This window comes from Haloarcula sp. K1 (genome assembly GCF_001647155.1).
In the GTDB taxonomy this organism is placed as follows: Archaea; Halobacteriota; Halobacteria; order Halobacteriales; family Haloarculaceae; genus Haloarcula; species Haloarcula hispanica.
The window spans coordinates 355157-374394 of the sequence record NZ_LRHL01000043.1; the positions used below are offsets into that span (position 1 = coordinate 355157).

Below are 19238 nucleotides of genomic sequence, written 5' to 3' on the forward strand. Positions count from 1 at the left end.
AATGATTTCCGGAAAAATCGCCACGATTGAATCGAAAACAGACGATATAACAGGATTCAACCAGGTGTCTCCTTCTGGTGCAGATCTACACAAGTATGTGAATATTGAACAGGAACTAACTTTAGATTCTGGCCGAAATGTTAAGCAAGGACTGGCAGTTGAAGAGTACCCCCATGAGCGTGAGAAAGTCGACATCAATGGAGATATTGATATTGGACAAACGGAAGAAACACGTCGAAAATGGACCCGCTACTGGATTGTTGGTGATGACTATGTAGTTGTTAAGAATTCTGATGGCATGTTCGCATTCAATCTTATTGAACAGGCTTTAAATGGTGATCTATCTGAGGCAGAATTTGAATTAGCTCGGATCGTCTCAGATCACCCCGGACAATGGATGGGAGGATTTGAAGAGCGCTCAGATAACGTTCGGAATGGAATTCTCTATGGAGATGATATTGAATATGATGGGGATATCGGAACGGCATTCAGAAACTCAGATAAGAATATGATTGGTCCTGATATTGACTATGGGGGCCAAACTCTACGTCTTCGTATGGGAAGTAATTGGTTTCAGGTGCTTAAGCCCGGAGACTTCACTAGGAAGGAATACCTAAACTTCTTAGACCAATACCTTAGAAAATATCTTTAATTCGGCGAAACAAACTTTTTAATGCCATCTACTAAATAATCTGGATTATTTAGAGTCATCCTGAGAACAGACCCATCAAGGTGTGCGGAGATTTCTAAGTCATCGTCTCTAACTTCACCGGATAACTCTGGGACACCCTGCTTGATTGCCACATCAACATTAGATTCGTCAGGTTGGTCCCCATGGAAATATTTTGCTTGAACGGCTGCAGAAGCTGCGGATGCAAACTTCTCAAATTGTTTTAAAGATTCATCAGATCTGTACCCAAATCTCAGGTCGCCTCTTGGCGAAATCTCAATCCGGTACCCCTTCACTTCTTCTGACATGCTTGCACCAGAGATTCCTCGCTCTTCATCAATTTTCACAGCGATTTCGTTCGGAATCTTCTCAACATCTACTACCACCTCGCTTTTATTGTACCGAGGACTTACAACCTCTCCATCATACCTCTCACAGATTTCATCGTATATTTCTGTGGAAAAAGATGAAATGTCTATGTTAGCATTTGGATCGTTATAAATATCTCTGCGTTTAATAGATGCTTGTACTTCTGAATTGAAGGTCCACGCCAAACCATTTTTTAAGAAGGGTTTGATCTTACCACTAGTAAGCAGTCCCAATAGATAAAATATAGTTGCTACTATTAGATTAGCAAGCAGACCGGTAGCAATTTTATCTAATAGCATGTCTGTGATCAATTTAATCTACTCTAGTCTCGTCTACTGATATCAATCTATGTCAGACAGGGATAAGTCAGTTCCGTATACGAAATGTGGATTTATAAACTAGGATATTTCGGTTGAATGGAATAATTATTTGTGTCCTTCAAGATTGTCTCTGCTCGATAAAAAACACATACACCTCATTATGTTGGCCCGTTCGGATACGGTTTGTTGTAAATCAAATATCGTTTGCGGTATCGGATCTCTCGGAAGTGTCGCACCAGTTTATATCCCTGTCTGTTCTCACCCTCTCCCAAGATGATCGCCGACCCTGCTGTCTTCGATGACGAGCACCTCCCGCGTCGCCTCCTCCATCGAGAAGCTGCCGTTGACCACCTATCCCGTGCATGGGAATCAGCACTTGGTGGCGATCAAGCCCACGACGTACTGATTCACGGCCCACCAGGGGTAGGGAAGACAGCGCTAACTAAACACTCCTTACAGAAGCTCACTGGACATGCCGACGTTCAGACGGCCCATGTTCGCTGTCTCGGAAAAACGACTGCCGGTGTTGTCCGATCAGTTCTTCACGATCTCCCCGGCAGTGACCCATCGGTTAACGTCCCCCGTGAAGATCTCTGTATCCAACTCCAAGACCGCGTCACCAATCCGGTGATAGTTGTTCTCGACGAGGCTGACGGTCTCCCATCGACGGATGCACTGGACCGGCTGGTAGATGTCGAGAACCTATCTGTCGTCGTTATCTGCCACGACCCAGATGAGTGGTTATCCAGGCTTGATGGAAGACTCCGGCGGCGGCTGTCGTTCACGGATTTCGGTTTGGATCGCTATAGTGTCGACGAGCTGGCGGACATTCTCGAAGCACGGGCGAACCTTGGGCTTCCGTCGGAGTCAGTTACCCGCGAGCAGTTAGAGACAATCGCTGATGAGGTGGCTGGTGTTGCACGGAACGGAATACAGTCACTCCGACAGGCTGCACTTCGGGCGGAAGAACTGCAACATGATCGAATCACCGACGAGGATGTGAGCGAGTCGTTCGAGCGGGCTCGACGGCATATCCGTGAACTGAATCTGGAGTCACTGCCGTTCCATCATCAACTACTGTACGAACTGATCCGAATGGGCGATGGGCTGGAGGCAGGGGAGCTACATGAGCGGTATGATGCTGTTGCTGACCGAGCATATCGTGGACGTGAGCAGACACCGATTTCGGAACGGGCCCGGCGGACGAAGCTCTCGAAACTGGAAGAGTACGATTTGATTGTAGTTGAAGGTGAGAACAGACATAGGAAATATCGAGTCTCTGATCAAAAAATAGAGGCCCCCGACTTGTTCAATATTGTTGTAAAATAGGACCGAAAACAATCACCGCAGTTAGGAATCTCTACTTATCATTCTATACCAAGAGATTCAGCAATATCTGGTTCAAGATCGCTGCTTTCAGATTCTGTTTCTATCCTACGATCTCCATCTAGGGACATAGAATAGAGCTTCCTCCCAGTCTGCTTGTCAATAAATCGAATATTGTAGGTTGCATCGCCTATCTCTTGTGGATCGCCACCAAACCGAAGCGTGAAAGGGACTTTCTGTAAATCGCCATCACAATGTATGACTTCATTATTGAATGAAACCGGTCCGGGGAGATCCCATGCACCAATCTTAAAAGGTCCCTCGTGTGCGATTTCTACAGAAAAAGAATTTAGCCATCTTGGAATACTAAAATACACATCAAACTCCGCATATCCATCAGGGATTGGATATACTCGACGATAATGGTTCTCAGCGGATGATATAGAGTTTGTTTGTAAGCAGACGACCCCGATGCCGCTCAAATAAAAATTAGCAAATAGTATAAGAAGAAAAATCAGACAACCTACTAGAAATGCAGAAATTTGTATAATTCCTTCAATTGAAGAGAACACTGACCCGCCAATTACAGCAAAAGACAATATCGCCCCGATTATTCCCCACTCAGGATTCCTTAGCCAAACCAGAAGTGATGTTAGTGAAAAGCCTGTCATAGTTTACGCTATTATTTCCCGCCCTTTGTACGACTGATTTCAATGAGTCGTCTCAGAAATGCAAGAATGACGAATAGGCGACTGTCTTCAGAGATGGGATTTTCCTCACCTTCGTCAGTCTCTTTTTTATTATATTTTCTGATATGAATTAGATCCTCCGATATATCTGTTAATATTTGATAATCGTGAAACTGGAATTCCCCCATCAGGTATGATATCTTCCCGTGTTTTGGTAGATACCGATCATATTCATCTGATGAATCGCGGCCGTATATTCGCATCTGCGAGATATCATCTGCACCTTCGATTGACATACTAAGGGTTTCATTTAATTGTAAACCTTCCACATATTTTAGCGGAAAATCTTCTAAGCGGCGGTAAATACTAGGATCTAACTTTATATTCTGGATTCGGAGTACATTAAAAAGGTGTCTCTGTATATCATTTTGTACCGTAGATACCGAACTCTTAGACCCTTCAAATACAACGATATTTCCTATCCAGTATGCGTTGACATATTCGAAATCAATTGTGTGGACTTCACTGATTTCCCCATGAATATACGCTTTGCTCGTTCCATACGACTCTTTTTTGTGTGTTATTTTTACTACATTGTTGACTTCCTGACCAATGACGTGCCTGATTTCTTGGGGACAATCCATTAGATCAAAGTCTGTGTACCCCCTGCTGGGGTCTTCCGGAGAACCAGTTTGATACCTTGGAAGGTTCGTCTCCAATAAATCCAGAATATTTTCCGGAGATTTCTCAAACCCATCTCCGGAAAACTCTGATATTGCTGGAATGAAAGACTCTCCTTTTGATTCTTTGTTTTCGTTACTACTCATTAGTATATCTTTGCACACACAGGAGACATATTTGTTGGGTACTTTCCCCCAATTGTCACTGCCCTATCATCATTCTCCCGGAAGTATAGCACCTTTTTAACCCGTTTCTTCCCCTCAGCCCACAGTGTATGGAAGGAACAATCGAAGTCTACACTGGTGAGGAGGTGAACGTTGAGCACATCAAAGCTCTCGGGAACGGCGGTGCTCGGTTCGATATCACCGCTGAAGACGGCCGGAAGTGGCGCGTCGACGTGGCCCGCGACGGCGATACAGAGATCGTGACGAGCTGGCACGACGGCAAGTTAGCCGATCTCGAATTACCGGAGTGGGCCGGTGACGTGACGGCACGACTCGCGAGGGTCTAAGAGAATGTCAGTCGGCGTCTTCGACGGGATCGAGTTCGCTGGCGTCGAGTTCCTCGTTGAGGAATGCACGCCCGTCATCGGTCAGTCGGTAGAGACCGCGCCCGATCTTCTCGACCAGCCCGTACTGGGTAAGTTCAGAGAGTCGATCACGGGCGTAGTTGGCAGCGGCTATGTCGAAAGTATCATCGAGAGCTTGGGGTGTCATGTTCCCTTCATCTCGAATCGTTTCCAGAATGGCTTCGTCAGTCTGAGTCATCCAATCAGCACGCTGCCTGGGCACATCAAGCGGTGTGGCTGTGGAACTCATAGGTGTATCGGTGCATTAGACATCTATTTGCAATCACTTGTATCTCAGCGTAGTAGCACAGATTAATCTGTGCAATTCACAGAAAAGTATTTCAGTAGAGGCGTTATACAGGTGAAGTGACCCGCCCATCGGACCAGAAAGGTCCGGCGTGCTGGCACACGCCGGGTGGGTCGTTTCCCGTTTGAGGCTTAGACGACCCATGAAGTACGAGAGCAAGCGGGCTATTGAAAGTAGCCCAACGACCAGCGGTATAGCTATTCGACAGACGATGCCATGCGGGGGTGCGTCCGCGTGAGTCGTACAAGACGATTCGAGCAGGCTCGCGATGCGATCCGTGTACTCGACAAGGTGGATGAGGCCACCATTCGGCGCGACGCCAGCGACGTGCCGGCGTTTATCAGAGTTCAATTGAAAACCGAGGTGGCGCAGACAACCATCGGAATGACGGAGACGCTGAAGGAGTACGACTTAAAGCTCTGTCTTGCCGACGCAATTCGAGAACACATGGTTATCGGCGTTGCACCGATGGACGAAGAGGTGTTTGCAGAATGACGGCCGAGCTACCGCATCGCGTCGTCGATGAGTGCGTTGAGGTCGAGAGAATCAAGAAAGTCCTCGCTATCGGCCTGGATCTTTTTTCTGGTATCGTCGTCCCCCATCACCAGGCTGTTGACGCTCTCTTTCAGGTGATCCGCGTCGAAATAGCAATCCGGACAGAGCGGAATCCAGACCGCACCAATGGGTGGGCCGAAGTCCCGTTCCTCTCTAAGATAGTCGGTCCAGTCAAAAGGAGGATTCAGTTCTCGGGGTGCAGGGCTATCGCCGCACTTCGCACACGTTTCGCTCATCTGTCGAGTAGCACCAGTTTGGGCAAGTCAGTCTCACGTAATGAAAGTGCGGGAGGTGTGTCCGCGTGAGCGACCGCGTCATCGAAGACGTGGACAAGTGCGAGACGGATGGCTGTGAGAACTTCTGCTATCCCGGTGAGTCCCGCTGTCTGGGCTGTTACCGGAAGCGAAAACGGGGGCAAGCATGAGCGAGGATCTGATGGATCTCTCGCCGGAGGAAGGTATCGAGCGGTTCCTCCGACACCGCGAACCGTCCGTTCGCGAGAGTACGATGCGGAACGCGAAGACGCGGCTCCGGTTCTTCAACGAGTGGTGTGAGGAGCGCGACATCGAGAACCTGAACAACCTCACTGGCCGCGATTTAGCTGACTTCGTAGCTTGGCGACGGGGAGACATCGCGGCGCTGACCCTCCAGAAGCAACTATCGACGATTCGCGAAGCCCTCCGATACTGGGCCGACATCGAGGGCGTCGACGATGGGCTGGCCGAGAAGGTCCATGCTCCCGAGCTGCCCGATGGAGCCGAAAGCCGCGAAGTCCACCTGAGCGCAGATCGGGCACACCGGATACTCGACTACCTCCACGAGTACCGCTACGCGAGCCGGGATCACGTTGTCTTTCTGATTCTGTGGAAGACGGCAATGCGCCGGTCGGCTCTTCGGTCACTGGACGTTGACGACCTTCGTCCCGACGACTACGCGCTGGTACTGGAGCACCGAATCGACGAGGGAACGAAACTCAAGAACGGTGAAGACGGCGAACGGTGGGTCTACCTGGGACCGAGTGATTACCAGGTCGTCGACGATTATCTCGACAACCCCGACCGCTACGAGCGGACTGACGATTACGGCCGCAAGCCACTCATTACCTCGCAGCACGGACGGCCTGCGGGTGATACCATCTACAAGTGGGTGAACAAGCTCACCCAGCCGTGCGTTCTCGGTGGGTGTCCCCACGACGCAGACCCTTCGGACCCGTCGACCTGCGAGGCACTGGGTTCACGCGCGGCCCACAGCAAATGTCCGTCTTCCCGGTCACCCCACGGACTCCGGCGTGGCAGTATCACGTATCACCTGAACAGCGACGTGTCTCCGGAGATCGTCAGCGAGCGATGCGACGTATCGCTAGAAGTGCTCTACGAGCACTACGACGTGCGGACGAATCAGGAGAAAATGGCGGTTCGAAAGAAGCAACTGGAGCGTATCTAACATGACCATTACCAAACACAACCCCCCGTTGTCGTGTAAATTTCAAACTACTACCCGGCGAGTCCATGCGAATTTCGCTTGTTCGGTAATCGCAACACGCCGCCGCTTCTTTATAATCGACATACCGTCGAATTGTGTCTCCGTTCTGGCTGCAGCAGCTTTGCCGGTAGTGATTCGAGACGCTGTCAGGAGGGGAAAACCCGTCCCAGGAGGATAGACGAAACCACCGGTGTGTCGGTATCGGCCTTGGTTTCGGATGAGCAGCGGGTCGACCCGCTGAGTCGTTCAGAAGAACTGGAACAGATCGTCTCGCTGGGCCTCGTGAAGGTGGTGCCGGACGGCCTCGTTCAGCGGCTCGACGGAGCCGCGCTTCGCGCTGATCGGCGCGATAGTCTCCTGCCACTGTTGCCATGGCGGGTGCAGTCCGAGTCGGTCACAGAGTTCGTTCAAGCGGTCGTCCTTGTCGTCGACCTTGTCCATCTTGTTGACGGCGACGACCGGCTCGACACCGACCTCCCGGAGGAAATGAAACATCTCCACGTCGTGTGGGATCTCGTCGGGGCCGGAGTGGCGGTCGATGATGTCGATGACCGACTTGCCGTCCACGACGAGGATACCGACGAGAATATGCTCGGCGTTCCGCTCGACGTACTGGACCACGTCGGTCTTGATTTCCTCGCGGACGTCTTCGGGGACGCCTTTCATGTACCCGAAGCCGGGGAGGTCACTGATGACGAAATCGGCGCTGGCCCAGTCGAAGTGGTTGGGCGAACGCGTGACACCGGGTCGCTGGCCCGTGTCGAACGTGTGGCCCGTTATCTCGCGCATCAACGTCGATTTCCCGACGTTTGACCGACCGACGAGCACCACCTCGGCGTCCCGGTCCGGTCGTGATTCGAACATACCCCGTGTACTCCGCCGGCGGGGAAAAGCGCGTTCGTTTCCCGAGGACCGACTGTTTCGTGATTCACGGCGGCGTTTCGCTCCAGTTCTGCACCCGGGACTCGCTAACTAGCCGCTTTTTTACCCTCGCGGGTCCCACCCGGAGCCGTGCGGCTGGTACAGATACTGATTCCGACCGGAAAGCGAGACGCCGTCCTGGGCGTGTTGGCCGAGGAGGGCATCGACTACGTGCTCACCGACGAGACGAGCGGGCGGGAGTTCACCGCTGTCGTCACCTTTCCAGTCCCGACCAACGCACTCGAACCAGTCCTCGAAGAGCTGCGGAACGTCGGTATCAACGACGACGGCTATACGGTCGTCGTGGACGCGAACACCGTCATCTCCAGCCAGTTCGACGAACTAGAGGAGAAGTACGCTGAGGAGGAAGACGAAGACCGCATCGCGCGAGAGGAACTCACCTCGAAGGCAAACGACCTCGCTCCCTCGATGTCGAACTACGCGCTCATGACCATCATCAGCGCGATTATCGCGACCGCCGGGCTCCTGCTCGATTCCCCGGCCGTCGTCGTCGGCTCGATGGTCATCGCGCCGCTCATCGGCCCGGCGATGACCGCCAACGTCGGCACCGTCGTCGACGACCACGAGATGTTCATTCAGGGCGTCAAACTCCAGGCCGTCGGGCTCGGACTCGCCGTGGCAAGCGCGACTGTCTTTGCCCTGCTGGTCCGGTACGCCAACGTCATCCCGCCGCTCGCCGATGTGACCACAGTCGGCCAGATACGCGAGCGGGTCGCCCCCGACTTCCTCTCGCTGATCGTCGCGCTCGGCGCTGGCGCGGCCGGCGTCGTCAGCCTCACCAGCGGCGTCTCGACGGCACTGGTCGGCGTCATGATCGCCGTCGCGCTCATCCCGCCGGCGGCCACGGTCGGCATCGGTATCGCGTGGGGCCAACCGCTCGTCAGCCTCGGGTCCGCCGTGTTGCTGCTTGTGAACGTCCTCTCGATCAACCTCGCAGTGCTCGTCGGGCTCTGGTATCAGGGCTACCGCCCGGAACACTGGTTTCAGGAGAGCAACGCACGGTCGGCGACTGTCAAACGGATCGGCGTCCTCGTCCTGTCGATACTCGTCCTGTCGGCGTTCCTGGGCGGCGTCACCTTCGACTCCTACCAGCAGGCGACGACGGAGTCGGACATCCGCGACGCCATCCAGGGCAGCGTCGACTCGCCGGCTCGCGTGCTGACGGTCGAAATCGAGTACACCAACACTGCGATCTTCCAACAGCCGCGCCGCGTCATCGTCACTGTCGGTCTGCCGCCGGACGCGGAGCAGCCACTGCTTGTCGACCAACTGGATGCTCTGGCTGATGACGCGGCCGGCCGAGACGTTGCGACGGAAGTTCGCTACGTCACTGTCGAGCGGAACGGCTGACGCTCAAAACCGACTTTGACCGTTCGGTGACATAAATACCGTTGGGCGTGTCGGGGACGATATGGTATCACGACCACTCGCAATCGCTGGCGTCCTGGCACTGCTCGTCGCCGGTGGCGTCGGGTTCGCACTCGCGGACACCGGAGCCGTCGCGCCGTCGACGAATTCGACCGTGAGCGTCAACGCTGACGCAACCGTCGAACGCGCGCCCGACCGTGCAACCGTCACCGTCGCCGCCGTGGGCCGCGGTGAGACCGCCGAAGCGGCGCGCAACAATCTCAGCGGTGACGCCGACGCCATTACGTCGGCGCTGGAAGACGAGGGCGCGAACGTGACCTCCTCGCGGTTCCAGATCCGCCCCGAGTACGAGGAGAGTCGAGAGGGCCGCGAACAGGTCGGCTACGTAGCGATCCACACCGTCGAAGCCGAGACGAGCAACGTTTCGACTGCCGGGACACTCATCGATGCCGCAGTCGACGCCGGCGCTGACCGCGTCGAGGGCGTGCGCTACTCCCTGAGCGAGGAGACGCGACAGGCCGCACGCGAAGAAGCCCTGACGACCGCGATGGACAACGCCCGAACGGACGCCGAAGTCGTCGCCGCTGCGGAGGATCGGTCCGTCGGTGACGCCGTCACGGTCCAGACCAGCGACCACGGCCGCCCCGTCGTGTACGCGGAAGCGATGGCCGCCAGTGACGCCGGCGGACGGACAAGCATCCAGCCCGGCGATGTCACCGTCGACGCCTCTGTCAGTGTCTCGTACGAACTAGAATAAGCCGTTCTGACTCGCTACTGCGGTTCCTTGTTCGGCGTTTTCAAAGACACTGCCCGTTGGTAACCGCGTTCTTCGCGGGTCACTGCGTTCCCCGCTCGGGTTCATCGAGACGCCTCCCGTTGGTGACCGCAATCCTCGCGATGGCGACAGCAGTCCTCGCGGGTCACTACGTTCCCCGCTCGGAGTGTTCGAGACGCCTCCCGTTGGTCGGCGTCTCGCTATTCGTCAAACGGCAGTTCGATCTCGTACCCCACCGCGTCGATAGCGGCCTGCAGGACACCGTCGACGTTGTCGTCTTCGGTGACGCTCATGTAGTGGTCGGCCTCCACATCCGTCGAGAGGTCGCTCTTGTTTGCGATGGTCAGAACGGGCACGTCGAAGCGCGCTTCGATGGCGTTTCGAAGTTCCAGCTGGTCCGCGAGCGGGTAGCCACACTCGCCACTTGGATCGACGAACACGAGGACGGCGTCGGCGAGGTGTTCGAGCGCGCTCACGGCCTGTGATTCGATCTCGTTTCTGTCCTCCGGCGGTCGGTCGAGCAGGCCGGGCGTGTCGACGAGCTGGTAGCGGATGCGCTGGTCCTCGAAGTGCCCGACCCGGATCTGCGTCGTCGTGAACGGATACGAGGCGATCTCGTTGTCGGCCCGCGTGACGCGGTTGACAAAGGACGACTTGCCGACGTTGGGGTAGCCGGCGACGACGATGGCCGGCTCGTCCGGGCGGATGTCGGGGATGTCTTTGAGGGCGTTGTGCGCCGTCGAGATGGCGGCGAGGTTGTCTTCGACCTCCTCGACCACGTCGGCGATACGGGCGAACGCCTGCTTGCGGAGCTTCCGGGCGGTGTCGATATCGCCGCGGGCGACGCGGCTCTCGTACTCCTGACGGATCTCGACGACCTTGTCGGCGGCCCACGAAACTTCTGCGAGGTGCTGTTTCAGCGCGTCGATACCGGGGTCGTTGTCTGCGGGGTAGGCTTCGCCGATGACCGCGTCGGCGAGTTCGATATAGAAGGGGTCCAGATCGTCGATCGTCGGCCACGCCGTCACCACGTTCTCCATGTTGTCGGAGGCGATGTTCGACGCCGTCATCAGCATCGACTGCTGGGCTTCGTTCCCGTCCTTGGCCCCGCCGGCGCGCGACGCCCGCGAGAAGGCTTTGTCCACGAGCTCCTCGGCGGTAGGCGTCGTCGGCAGACCCTCGAAGGGATGGCTCATAGGTCACGTTGACGGCCGGAGCGTAAAAGCGCGTTCAATCGCGCCCCAAACTGTTGCGAGTCACGCTTTTGAGCGTCCCGACCGCAGTTCCGGTATGGCACAGATTGACGCCGGCGAGATTCTGCCCAACGACCACGTCCAGCAGATGGCCGCCGAGGGACGGGTCACCCAGATGCACCGCGGCCACCAGTACGCCGACGAAGGCGACACCTTCGAGATCGACGGCACCGAGTTCGAGGTGACAGACGTAACACACCGGACACTGGGCGACATGACCGACGAGGACGCACAGCGCGAGGGGTCGGAGGACCTCGACGCGTACAAGGAACGAATGAAGAAAGTCCACGGCAGTTTCGAGTGGGACGACGACAGCGAGGTCGTCCGCCATCGGTTCGCACCTGCCGACGAGTAGCGCCCCGACGACTGAGCGCCCTATTCCGCCGATGCCACGTCGACGCCCGTAAACTCGAAGCGTGCGCCGCCGCTCTCACTTTCGGTGAGCGTGACTGTCCAGCCATGCGCAGCGGCGATCTGTGAGATAATCGAGAGCCCGAACCCGGTGCCGTCAGTTGTCGTCGAGTAGCCGCTTTCGAACACCGCCTCCCGGTCGGCTTCGGGGATACCCGGACCGTCATCCGAGACTGCGAACCCGCCCGGAATCTCGCTAATCGTTACTGTCACGCCTGGTATGTCGTGTTTATCGGTACCACCGGACTGAATCCGACTGTCCGTAGCGCTGTGCTCTACGGCGTTTCGGATCAGGTTCTCCAGCAACTGTTTGAGCCGCGTCATGTCCGCCTGTATCTTGCGGTCGGTGTCGACCACCAACGTCGCGTCGCCGGTATCGACGACCTCCCAGCAGTCCTCGACTGCTGTCGCCAGTGCCACCGTTTCCATCTCTGTAATGTCGTCGCCGGTCCGGGCCAGTAACAGGAGGTCGTCAATCAGCGCCTGCATCCGCTCGAGAGCCTGTTCTATCGCGGCCATATTGCTGTCGTCGTCACACTCCTCTTTCAGCGCGCCCAGCCGGCCGATAGCGACGTTGAGAGGGTTGCGAAGGTCGTGGCTGACGACTGTCGCGAACTGTTCCAGACGGTCGTTTTGCGTCGATAGTTCCTGCTCACGGTCACGGAGCTGTCTGTCGCGCTCGACGGCGGCGAGAGCCGCCTCCATGTTCGCCGCGAGGACCCGCCCAGCGACGATGTCTGCCTCGTCGAATGCATCGACGGTCGTCGATGCGGCGATGAGAATGCCGTGTTCCCCCAGCGGCAGATACAGTTCGCTGCGTATCGGTGTCTCGGGGTTCTGCACGTCCTCTTCCAGCCGCACGTCGGGGACTGCGGTCGCTTCGCCACGCTCGTACACCCGCCAGGCGATGCTGTCGCCCGGCCCGAACGTCGGGATATCACCGACCAACTCTCGAGCCGATGCGGTCGCGGCGACGGGTTCTAACTCCCCGTCGTCGTTGAGGAGGTGGACAGCATTCGCGTCGAGCCCGATAATCTCCGCGGCCGCGTTGACGCCGATCCCGGCAACTTCGTTGTGGACTTCGGCGGCCATCAACTGCCGGGTGGCCTCGTGCAGCGCTTCGAGCCGCTGTTCGCGCTCGTCCGTATCGCCCCGGTCGCTGATGACCGACACTGTGCCGTCTTCGCCGTCCCAGGTCACGTCACACGCCGTGACGCTGGCCTGCACGCTGTTGCCAGCGAGGGTCCGTATCGTCCGGCTGACTTGGCCGGCCGTCTGGCCGTTCTCGACGACGCGTTCAACGGTCTCGGTCCCGCCGTCCGTTGTCGGTTCGACGAGGTCGGTCAGTGGCCGGCCACAGAGGTCGCCGCTGTCTGCTGCGCCGAAAAACTCCATCGCCGCCGGGTTCGCGTACACGACGGTGTCGGCGACGCTGATGAGGGCCGCATCGCTCGTTGCGTCGAGAATCCGTTTCGTCCGTTCCTGTGCGGTATCGGCCGTTGCTTTCGCTCTGACTCGCTCGACTGTGTTTCGGATCCGCTGCGCGAGCACGGCGTACTGCTGGGACCCCTGCACTTTTTGAATGTAATCGGTGACGCCGGCCGTGACTGCCTCGCTTGCGAGCGACTCGCTCCCCTGACTGGTAAATAACAGGAACGGCATATCCGGGTCTCTGGCACGGACCGCCTCCAGAAACTCCAGCCCGTCGATGCCGGGCATATCGTAGTCGCTGACGATGCAGTCCACGTCGTGCGCATCCAGATACGATAGTCCGTCCGTAGCGCTCGTGACTCCGGTGGCGTCGATCGCCTCGTCGTTGCGTTCGAGATGTGTCGCGATCAGGTCTGCGTACGACGGTTCGTCATCGACACAGAGGACTGTAATGCCCGACGCCACATGGCCCATGCCTCCTGATATGAACTGTGTCAGTGTCAATCTATCGCGCCCCTCACCTGGTGACGGGTCGCCTTACCGCCGCTTGGCCAGTTCTGCACGCAAATCGTCGACGTCCATGTCTTTCATCGACAGCAGAACGAGCAGGTGATAGACGATATCGGCCGATTCGTGGGCGAGCTCTTCGGTATCGTCGTCTTTGGCCGCCAGAATCAGCTCCGTCGTCTCCTCGCCCAACTTCTCTAGCACGGCATTTTCGCCCTTCTCGTGGGTGAACAGCGACGCCGTGTAGGAGTCCTCGGGAAGGTTCGCCTTGCGGTCCTCGATGACAGCGAACAGTTCGTCGATAACGTCGCCGGTGTCGTCGCTCATAGCCGCCGTTCGGTCAGCGGGGCCTTCAGGCCGTCGCTACGACTCCACCGAGTCGAAAAAGGCCAGGTCGTGGATACGCGGGTCCTCGGTCAGTTCGGGGTGGAACGACGTGCCGACGACCGGTCCCTCACGGACCGCGACTGGGTGGTCGTCCCACGTCGCCAGCACTTCGACGTCCGTGCCGACGTAGTCGATGACCGGTGCGCGGATGAACACCGCCGGGAACGGGTCGTCAAGACCCTCGACCGCCAGTGGGGCTTCGAAGCTGTCCTTCTGTCGCCCGAACGCGTTGCGCTCGACGGAGACGTCGATGACGTTCAGCGTGTCGACGCGGTCGTCCTGTGCGTCGCTCGCGCTGACGATGAGCCCGGCACACGTCGCCAGCACCGGCTTGCCGGCTTCGACGTGGGACTGGATTTCGTCGGCGATGCCCTCCCGGTGGATGAGCCGCGATATCGTGGTCGATTCCCCGCCCGGTAGCAACAGCACATCGCAGTCGGGGACGACCCCGGACTCGCGTATCTCGACGACCTCCGCCGTCTGGTCGTGGGCCGCTGCCGCCCGCCTGATCGCGTCTCCGTGTTCAGAGACATCGCCCTGAACCGCGAGTACACCCGCGCGTAGCGTCATACGTCCCCGTTAGTGTGCCTGTGCGAAAAGCCTCTCGTCTCCTGCAAAGATCCGGTAGCAGGGCCGTCTTTGACTCCTCCGGCGTCGTCTACGACGCCGCTCAGTGTCCGTTCGGATATAGTCGAACCAAACGGTTAGGTGAGGCGGCCTGTAGACGTGGCACATGGGAAAACGACGGCAGGACCCGGTCGAGGTAAACGCGGACGGGTCGGCAGACCTCTATGAGATATCGACTTGGGAGCCCCGGTCGAGGCTGGACCGGTTCGCCCACTGGCTCTACCACATCGGAATACGGACGTTGCGGTATCTGGTCATCCTTGCAGCCATTCTGATCCTCCTCCTGCAGGTCGCGTTCGGGAGCCTCGGCGCGCTCAGCGACCAGCCGCTGTTTGCCGGGATGGCCATCCTCTCTGCCGTGCCGGCGCTCGGACTCGCAGCCTACATCTACTACGCTGATGTGACTACGGAGGAACCACTGACGCTGCTCGTGGGAACGTTCTTGCTCGGAGTGTTGTTTGCCGGCTTTGCCGGTATTCTCAACGGGTTCCTCGGCGAGCCGGTTCAGGCAATCGGCTCCGGGTTCGGGCTCGTGCCGTTCCTCGGTCAGGTGTTCGTCTTCTTCCTCATCGTCGGTCCCGTCGAGGAGACCGTGAAACTGCTGGCGGTACGCCTGTACGCCTTCCGCGACAACCGCTTCGACGCCGTCGTCGACGGTGCGGTGTACGGCGCTGTCGCCGGTCTCGGCTTTGCGACTATCGAAAACGCGCTGTACATCACACAGAACGCCGAGATGGCTACCGGGACGGTCGAGTTACTCGCCGCGAGCAGCGACATCACCGCGATCAGAGCGCTCGCGGGGCCGGGCCACGTCATCTACTCGGCCTTCGCCGGCTACTACCTCGGTCTGGCGAAGTTCAACCCCGACGACGCCGGCCCAATCGTGCTGAAGGGACTGCTCATCGCTTCGCTCATCCACGCCGTCTACAACACGCTGGCCGGCCCGGTGACAGCTATCCTGGCGGGCATCTACAACGTCAACTTCCTCGTCGCGTTCTTCGGCTTCGTCATCGTGTACGACTCGTTTTTCGGCCTGCTGTTGCTGAAGAAGGTTCACGCCTACCGGCGGGCCTACAGGCGCGCTCACGAGGACCCGGACGAGACTGCGCTTCGCCCGGAACAGACCGAGTTCGACCCTTAGACCAACTGCTCGACGTATTTCGCGACCACGTCGACCTCTAAGTGGACTGGATCGCCGACCGACTTCTCCGACAGCGTCGTCTCGGCGTACGTCGTCGGAATGATCGCCACGTCGAACTCCTCGGAGCGACGGTCGGCGACGGTCAGGCTGATGCCGTCGACCGTTATCGACCCTTTCTGAACCAGATAGTCCTGATGGGCCTCGGGCAGGGAGAACGTGAACGTCCAGTCCTCGCCCTCCTGTTCGATACCGACGATCTCGGCCGTCGTGTCGACGTGGCCCTGCACGATGTGGCCGTCGAACCGGCCGTCGGCCGGCATCGCCCGCTCAAGGTTCACCCGGTCACCGCCGTCGAGGTCATCGAAGAACGTCCGGGCGAGGGTCTCCTGGGCGAGAAACACCTCGAACCACTCACCGTCGGCCGCCTTCTCGACGGTGAGACAGACGCCGCTGACGCTGATCGACTGGCCGTGGTCGAGTCCCTCGAACGGCGCGCCGATCCGCATCCGACGCCCGCCCTCGTCGTCAATAACCGCCTGCACCTCGCCGGTCGTCTCGACGATTCCGGTGAACATACCCCAGATACAGCACGGCTGGCGGAAAGCACTTGGCTTCCCGGAGACGTAATATAGACTCGGAACCGAGTAATTACTTACAATATCTTGGCGGAAGGAATTTATCCTCGCCGCTGGTAGCGCGGTGTATGGCAGCTACGCCCGACGCTGACCACGACTGGACTGGCCGTCACGCACGGACGGAGCCGACCGAAACCGGGCGAATCGTCGAGGTGCCCGACGAACTAATCGAGGACTGGGACCTGCGACACGCGGAGACGAAAGGCCGCAGTTAACGCTGTAGCGCTTCGACGCCGACCAGTTCCGCGCCGGTCAGCGCCCGGATGTAGGCCCCGCCCGCGATAGAGACGTGGCCGAACTCGTCTTCTTCCATCCCGTACATCTCGATAGCTCGTGAGGTGTCGCCGCCGCCGACGACGGAGAAGCAGTCGGTGTCGGCGATGGCTTCGAGGACGCCGGCGGTGCCGACCGAGAACCGCTCGTCCTCGAACATCCCCAGTGCGCCCTTCACGAAAACGGCCTCGGAGTCCCGGATGATCGGCGAGTACTCCATGACGGTCTCGCTCCCGACGTCGAGGTAGGAGACGCTCTTTTCCTCGATGTCGTCGACGGCCTGCTCGGCGCGGTCGCCGTTCTCGTCCTCGTAGGCCAGGTCGACCGCGAGCGTGATCTGGTCGCGGTGGTCTTCGAGCATGGACTCGATCTTCTCGCTGTTTTGCTCCCACTGCTCGTCGTAGAGGTTCGCGTCATCGATGTCGTAGCCGACCGGGTAGCCAGCGGCTCGGAGGAACAGTTCTCCGGCGATGCCGCCCAGCAGGAAGTCGTCGACCTTCTCGTCGAGGTGGGTCATGACGTCGATGACGTCCGTGGCCTTCGTCCCGCCGACGACCATCGTCACCTGCCCGTCAAACTCCTTTTCGGCGATAGCGGTGTTGGCCTCGTACTCGGTTTCCATGACACGGCCGGCGTAGGCGTCCATGACCAGCGGGAAGCCCACCAGTGAGGCGTGCGAGCGGTGGGCCGCCGAGTACGCGTCGTTGATGTAGGCGTCGAATTCGTCTTTGAGCGTCTGGACGAACTCCGTCTGTGACTTGATTTCGGGGTCCTCCTCGGGCAGTTCGTCGTCACACATCCGGGTGTTCTCTAGAACGAGTACGTCGCCGCCGTCGAGGGCCGCGATGTCGTGAATGGCCTGTGGGCCATAGGTCTCGTCGACGAAGTCCACGTCGTGGTCGATGTGATCCGCGAGGATGTCGGCGTGTTGTTCGAGCGAAACAAAGTCGTCACGGCCCGGACGGCCCTGGTGGGCCAGCACCGCGACCTCGAACCCGCGGTCGACGAGTTCGCTGATCGTCTCCGCGTGGCGGTCGAACCGTCGGTTGTCCTGTACCGTGCCGTCCTCCACCGGTGAATTGAGGTCGAGGCGAACGAGGACGCGCTGTCCGTCGTCGAGGTCGTCGAGCGTCTGGAAGGTCATCACTCGGGAGGAAACCTGCCGACCGCTTAACGGTTTCCGAGTCCGAACAGTGGGCGGCTTGTCGGGAGCTACCGTCGTTGTTTGCACTGGCTACCAGCGTAGAAATGGGGAGAGGGGTGGGAGTGAGGGTGGGGTGGGAGTCGGGATGGGGACACCGTTGTCGCACACAGCCGGCACCGGGTCACAGGATGCCGACTGGGGGCACAACTGTCTGTGCTGACACACAGAGTCGACCAGTGGGCAAACACCGGTTCGGACTCTATGTGTGCAACATCTTTAGTGAACAATAATTATAAACCTTCCTGACGCCGCAAATCGTTTCTGCGTTTAATCAGTGATGTACTCGGCCACGTCGAGCATCCGGTTCGAGAAGCCGTACTCGTTGTCGTACCAGGTGAGAATCTTCGTCATCCCGGAGACGACGTTCGTCGACTGCAGGTCGACCTGCGTGGAGTACGGGTCCCCGAGGATGTCCGAGGAGACGACGTCGTCGCTCGTGACGCCCAGCACGCCTTCGAGTTCGCCGGCAGCGGCCTCCTCGAAGGCGGCGTTGACATCGCTCTCCGTCACGTCGTCGTCGAGGTCGACAACGAACTCGGTGATGGAGCCGTTCGGCACCGGGACGCGGATAGCCATCCCGTCGAGTTTGCCTTCAAGCTCGGGCAGGACCTCGGTGGTCGCCTGCGCGGCACCGGTCGAGGTCGGGATGATGTTCTCGGCAGCCGCGCGGCGACGGCGGGGCTTGCCGTTCGGGCCGTCCATCAGGTTCTGCGAGCCGGTGTAGGCGTGGACCGTCGTCAGCTGGCCGGCGTTGATGCCGAACTCCTCGTCGAGGACCTTCGCGACCGGCGTGATGGAGTTGGTCGTACAGGAGGCGTTCGAGACGACGTCTTCGCCGTCGTACTCGTCGTGGTTGACGCCGTAGACGAGCTGCTTGACCGGCTCGTCGCCCTTCGGCGGCGCGGAGATGAGGACCTTGTCGGCCCCGGCGTCGAGGTGCTGGCTCGCGTCCTCCTTGGTGCGGAAGATGCCGGTCGCCTCGAAGGCCACGTCGACATCGAGGTCGTCCCACGGGAGCTGTGTGGGATCTGTTTCGTGGAAGATGCCTGCTTCGAAGTCGGTCCCCTCGACCGTGAGGACGCCGTCGTCGACGCTGGCCCCTTCGAGTTCACCCATGACGGTGTCGTACTGGGCGAAGTAGTCGATTTCCGAGTCGTCCATCACATCGTTGATACCGACGACTTCGACGTTGTCGTTGTGTAACGATGCGCGGAATACGTTGCGGCCGATACGGCCGAAGCCGTTGAGGCCGACGCGGACTGGCTCACTCATTGGTGTCTAGAGAGGCAGTCGGTCAGTGTAAAGTGTTTTCGGATT

Annotated in this window: 24 protein-coding genes; 11 read left to right on the forward strand and 13 right to left on the reverse strand. The window is 58.4% G+C overall.

All coding sequences use genetic code 11. The features are described 5' to 3' along the window. The first annotated feature begins 1 nt into the window (after position 1). Positions 2-652: a hypothetical protein gene (locus tag AV929_RS21945; RefSeq protein ID WP_155120754.1), complete on the forward strand. Its 651-nt coding sequence runs from the start codon at positions 2-4 to the stop codon at positions 650-652. Here the strand turns inward: AV929_RS21945 and AV929_RS21950 are convergent. After that, the gene (locus AV929_RS21950; RefSeq protein ID WP_155120755.1) at positions 649-1338 is read right to left on the reverse strand and encodes a hypothetical protein; all 690 of its coding nucleotides are present in this window, start codon (positions 1336-1338) and stop codon (positions 649-651) included. The two genes, AV929_RS21945 and AV929_RS21950, sit on opposite strands and share 4 nt — an antisense overlap. A gap of 294 nt (positions 1339-1632) precedes the next feature. On the opposite strand from AV929_RS21950, the gene AV929_RS15275 reads away from it, so the two are divergent. Further along, a complete protein-coding gene (locus tag AV929_RS15275) occupies positions 1633-2688 on the forward strand; it encodes a Cdc6/Cdc18 family protein (RefSeq protein ID WP_064288650.1) in 1056 nt (351 codons plus the stop codon). Positions 2689-2726: 38 nt separating this feature from the next. Here the strand turns inward: AV929_RS15275 and AV929_RS21955 are convergent, their stop codons facing one another. Beyond that, on the reverse strand, positions 2727-3356 hold the full coding sequence (locus AV929_RS21955) for a hypothetical protein (RefSeq protein ID WP_155120756.1): 630 nt from the start codon (positions 3354-3356) through the stop codon (positions 2727-2729). 11 nt (positions 3357-3367) lie between these two features. Continuing rightward, on the reverse strand, positions 3368-4201 hold the full coding sequence (locus AV929_RS21960) for a hypothetical protein (protein WP_155120757.1): 834 nt from the start codon (positions 4199-4201) through the stop codon (positions 3368-3370). A 128-nt stretch (positions 4202-4329) separates the two neighbouring features. Between AV929_RS21960 and AV929_RS15285 the strand changes: the two genes are divergently transcribed. Then, positions 4330-4566, forward strand: coding sequence for a hypothetical protein (locus tag AV929_RS15285; protein WP_008307574.1), 237 nt, complete (start codon positions 4330-4332; stop codon positions 4564-4566). 7 nt (positions 4567-4573) lie between these two features. On the opposite strand, the gene AV929_RS15290 is transcribed toward AV929_RS15285, so the two are convergent. Further along, positions 4574-4822, reverse strand: coding sequence for a winged helix DNA-binding protein (locus tag AV929_RS15290; RefSeq protein ID WP_008307575.1), 249 nt, complete (start codon positions 4820-4822; stop codon positions 4574-4576). Positions 4823-5164: 342 nt separating this feature from the next. Here AV929_RS15290 and AV929_RS15295 point away from each other — a divergent pair, with 342 nt between their 5' ends. Continuing rightward, entirely contained in the window at positions 5165-5425 is a 261-nt protein-coding gene (locus AV929_RS15295) for a hypothetical protein (RefSeq protein WP_155120758.1), read from the forward strand. 8 nt (positions 5426-5433) lie between these two features. On the opposite strand, the gene AV929_RS15300 is transcribed toward AV929_RS15295, so the two are convergent. After that, a complete protein-coding gene (locus tag AV929_RS15300; RefSeq protein ID WP_064288653.1) occupies positions 5434-5721 on the reverse strand; it encodes a hypothetical protein in 288 nt (95 codons plus the stop codon). A 65-nt stretch (positions 5722-5786) separates the two neighbouring features. Between AV929_RS15300 and AV929_RS22825 the strand changes: the two genes are divergently transcribed. Both AV929_RS22825 and AV929_RS15305 read left to right on the forward strand, forming a co-directional pair. Next, the gene (locus AV929_RS22825) at positions 5787-5909 is read left to right on the forward strand and encodes a hypothetical protein (protein WP_255359480.1); all 123 of its coding nucleotides are present in this window, start codon (positions 5787-5789) and stop codon (positions 5907-5909) included. Further along, positions 5906-6928: a site-specific integrase gene (locus AV929_RS15305; protein ID WP_064288654.1), complete on the forward strand. Its 1023-nt coding sequence runs from the start codon at positions 5906-5908 to the stop codon at positions 6926-6928. Before AV929_RS22825 ends, AV929_RS15305 begins: the two co-directional genes overlap by 4 nt. Positions 6929-7213: 285 nt before the next feature. Here AV929_RS15305 and engB read toward each other — a convergent pair whose 3' ends face one another. Then, on the reverse strand, positions 7214-7831 hold the full coding sequence (gene engB / locus AV929_RS15310; protein WP_014041457.1) for a GTP-binding protein EngB: 618 nt from the start codon (positions 7829-7831) through the stop codon (positions 7214-7216). 147 nt (positions 7832-7978) lie between these two features. On the opposite strand from engB, the gene AV929_RS15315 reads away from it, so the two are divergent. Together AV929_RS15315 and AV929_RS15320 are read left to right on the forward strand one after the other, a co-directional pair. Next, positions 7979-9259, forward strand: a complete 1281-nt coding sequence (locus tag AV929_RS15315; protein ID WP_014041456.1) for a TIGR00341 family protein — start codon at positions 7979-7981, stop codon at positions 9257-9259. 61 nt (positions 9260-9320) lie between these two features. Further along, a complete protein-coding gene (locus AV929_RS15320) occupies positions 9321-10034 on the forward strand; it encodes an SIMPL domain-containing protein (protein WP_064288655.1) in 714 nt (237 codons plus the stop codon). Positions 10035-10252: 218 nt separating this feature from the next. On the opposite strand, the gene AV929_RS15325 is transcribed toward AV929_RS15320, so the two are convergent. Next, on the reverse strand, positions 10253-11248 hold the full coding sequence (locus AV929_RS15325; RefSeq protein WP_050037152.1) for a GTPase: 996 nt from the start codon (positions 11246-11248) through the stop codon (positions 10253-10255). 94 nt (positions 11249-11342) lie between these two features. Between AV929_RS15325 and AV929_RS15330 the strand changes: the two genes are divergently transcribed. Next, positions 11343-11660 carry an ASCH domain-containing protein gene (locus tag AV929_RS15330; RefSeq protein WP_064288656.1) on the forward strand — a complete coding sequence of 106 codons (318 nt, stop codon included), beginning with the start codon at positions 11343-11345 and terminating at the stop codon, positions 11658-11660. A 20-nt stretch (positions 11661-11680) separates the two neighbouring features. Here AV929_RS15330 and AV929_RS15335 read toward each other — a convergent pair whose 3' ends face one another. The 3 genes from AV929_RS15335 to pdxT all read right to left on the reverse strand — a co-directional run bounded on the left by AV929_RS15335 (position 11681) and on the right by pdxT (position 14611). After that, a complete protein-coding gene (locus tag AV929_RS15335) occupies positions 11681-13621 on the reverse strand; it encodes a response regulator (RefSeq protein WP_064288657.1) in 1941 nt (646 codons plus the stop codon). A 63-nt stretch (positions 13622-13684) separates the two neighbouring features. Continuing rightward, entirely contained in the window at positions 13685-13981 is a 297-nt protein-coding gene (gene hisE, locus AV929_RS15340; protein ID WP_014041451.1) for a phosphoribosyl-ATP diphosphatase, read from the reverse strand. A gap of 36 nt (positions 13982-14017) precedes the next feature. Next, entirely contained in the window at positions 14018-14611 is a 594-nt protein-coding gene (pdxT, locus tag AV929_RS15345; RefSeq protein WP_008307597.1) for a pyridoxal 5'-phosphate synthase glutaminase subunit PdxT, read from the reverse strand. Between the two features lie 163 nt (positions 14612-14774). Here pdxT and AV929_RS15350 point away from each other — a divergent pair, with 163 nt between their 5' ends. Further along, the gene (locus AV929_RS15350; protein WP_014041449.1) at positions 14775-15809 is read left to right on the forward strand and encodes a PrsW family glutamic-type intramembrane protease; all 1035 of its coding nucleotides are present in this window, start codon (positions 14775-14777) and stop codon (positions 15807-15809) included. Here the strand turns inward: AV929_RS15350 and AV929_RS15355 are convergent. After that, positions 15806-16384, reverse strand: a complete 579-nt coding sequence (locus AV929_RS15355; protein WP_014041448.1) for a riboflavin synthase — start codon at positions 16382-16384, stop codon at positions 15806-15808. The genes AV929_RS15350 and AV929_RS15355 overlap by 4 nt on opposite strands. A 128-nt stretch (positions 16385-16512) precedes the next feature. Between AV929_RS15355 and AV929_RS22440 the strand changes: the two genes are divergently transcribed. Then, positions 16513-16659, forward strand: a complete 147-nt coding sequence (locus AV929_RS22440) for a hypothetical protein (protein ID WP_008307600.1) — start codon at positions 16513-16515, stop codon at positions 16657-16659. Here AV929_RS22440 and AV929_RS15360 read toward each other — a convergent pair. Both AV929_RS15360 and gap read right to left on the reverse strand, forming a co-directional pair. Next, a complete protein-coding gene (locus AV929_RS15360) occupies positions 16656-17861 on the reverse strand; it encodes a phosphoglycerate kinase (protein WP_050037149.1) in 1206 nt (401 codons plus the stop codon). The two genes, AV929_RS22440 and AV929_RS15360, sit on opposite strands and share 4 nt — an antisense overlap. A gap of 327 nt (positions 17862-18188) precedes the next feature. Then, complete coding sequence (gap, locus tag AV929_RS15365; RefSeq protein ID WP_064288658.1) at positions 18189-19193, reverse strand: type I glyceraldehyde-3-phosphate dehydrogenase; 1005 nt, start codon at positions 19191-19193, stop codon at positions 18189-18191. Positions 19194-19238 lie beyond the last annotated feature (45 nt).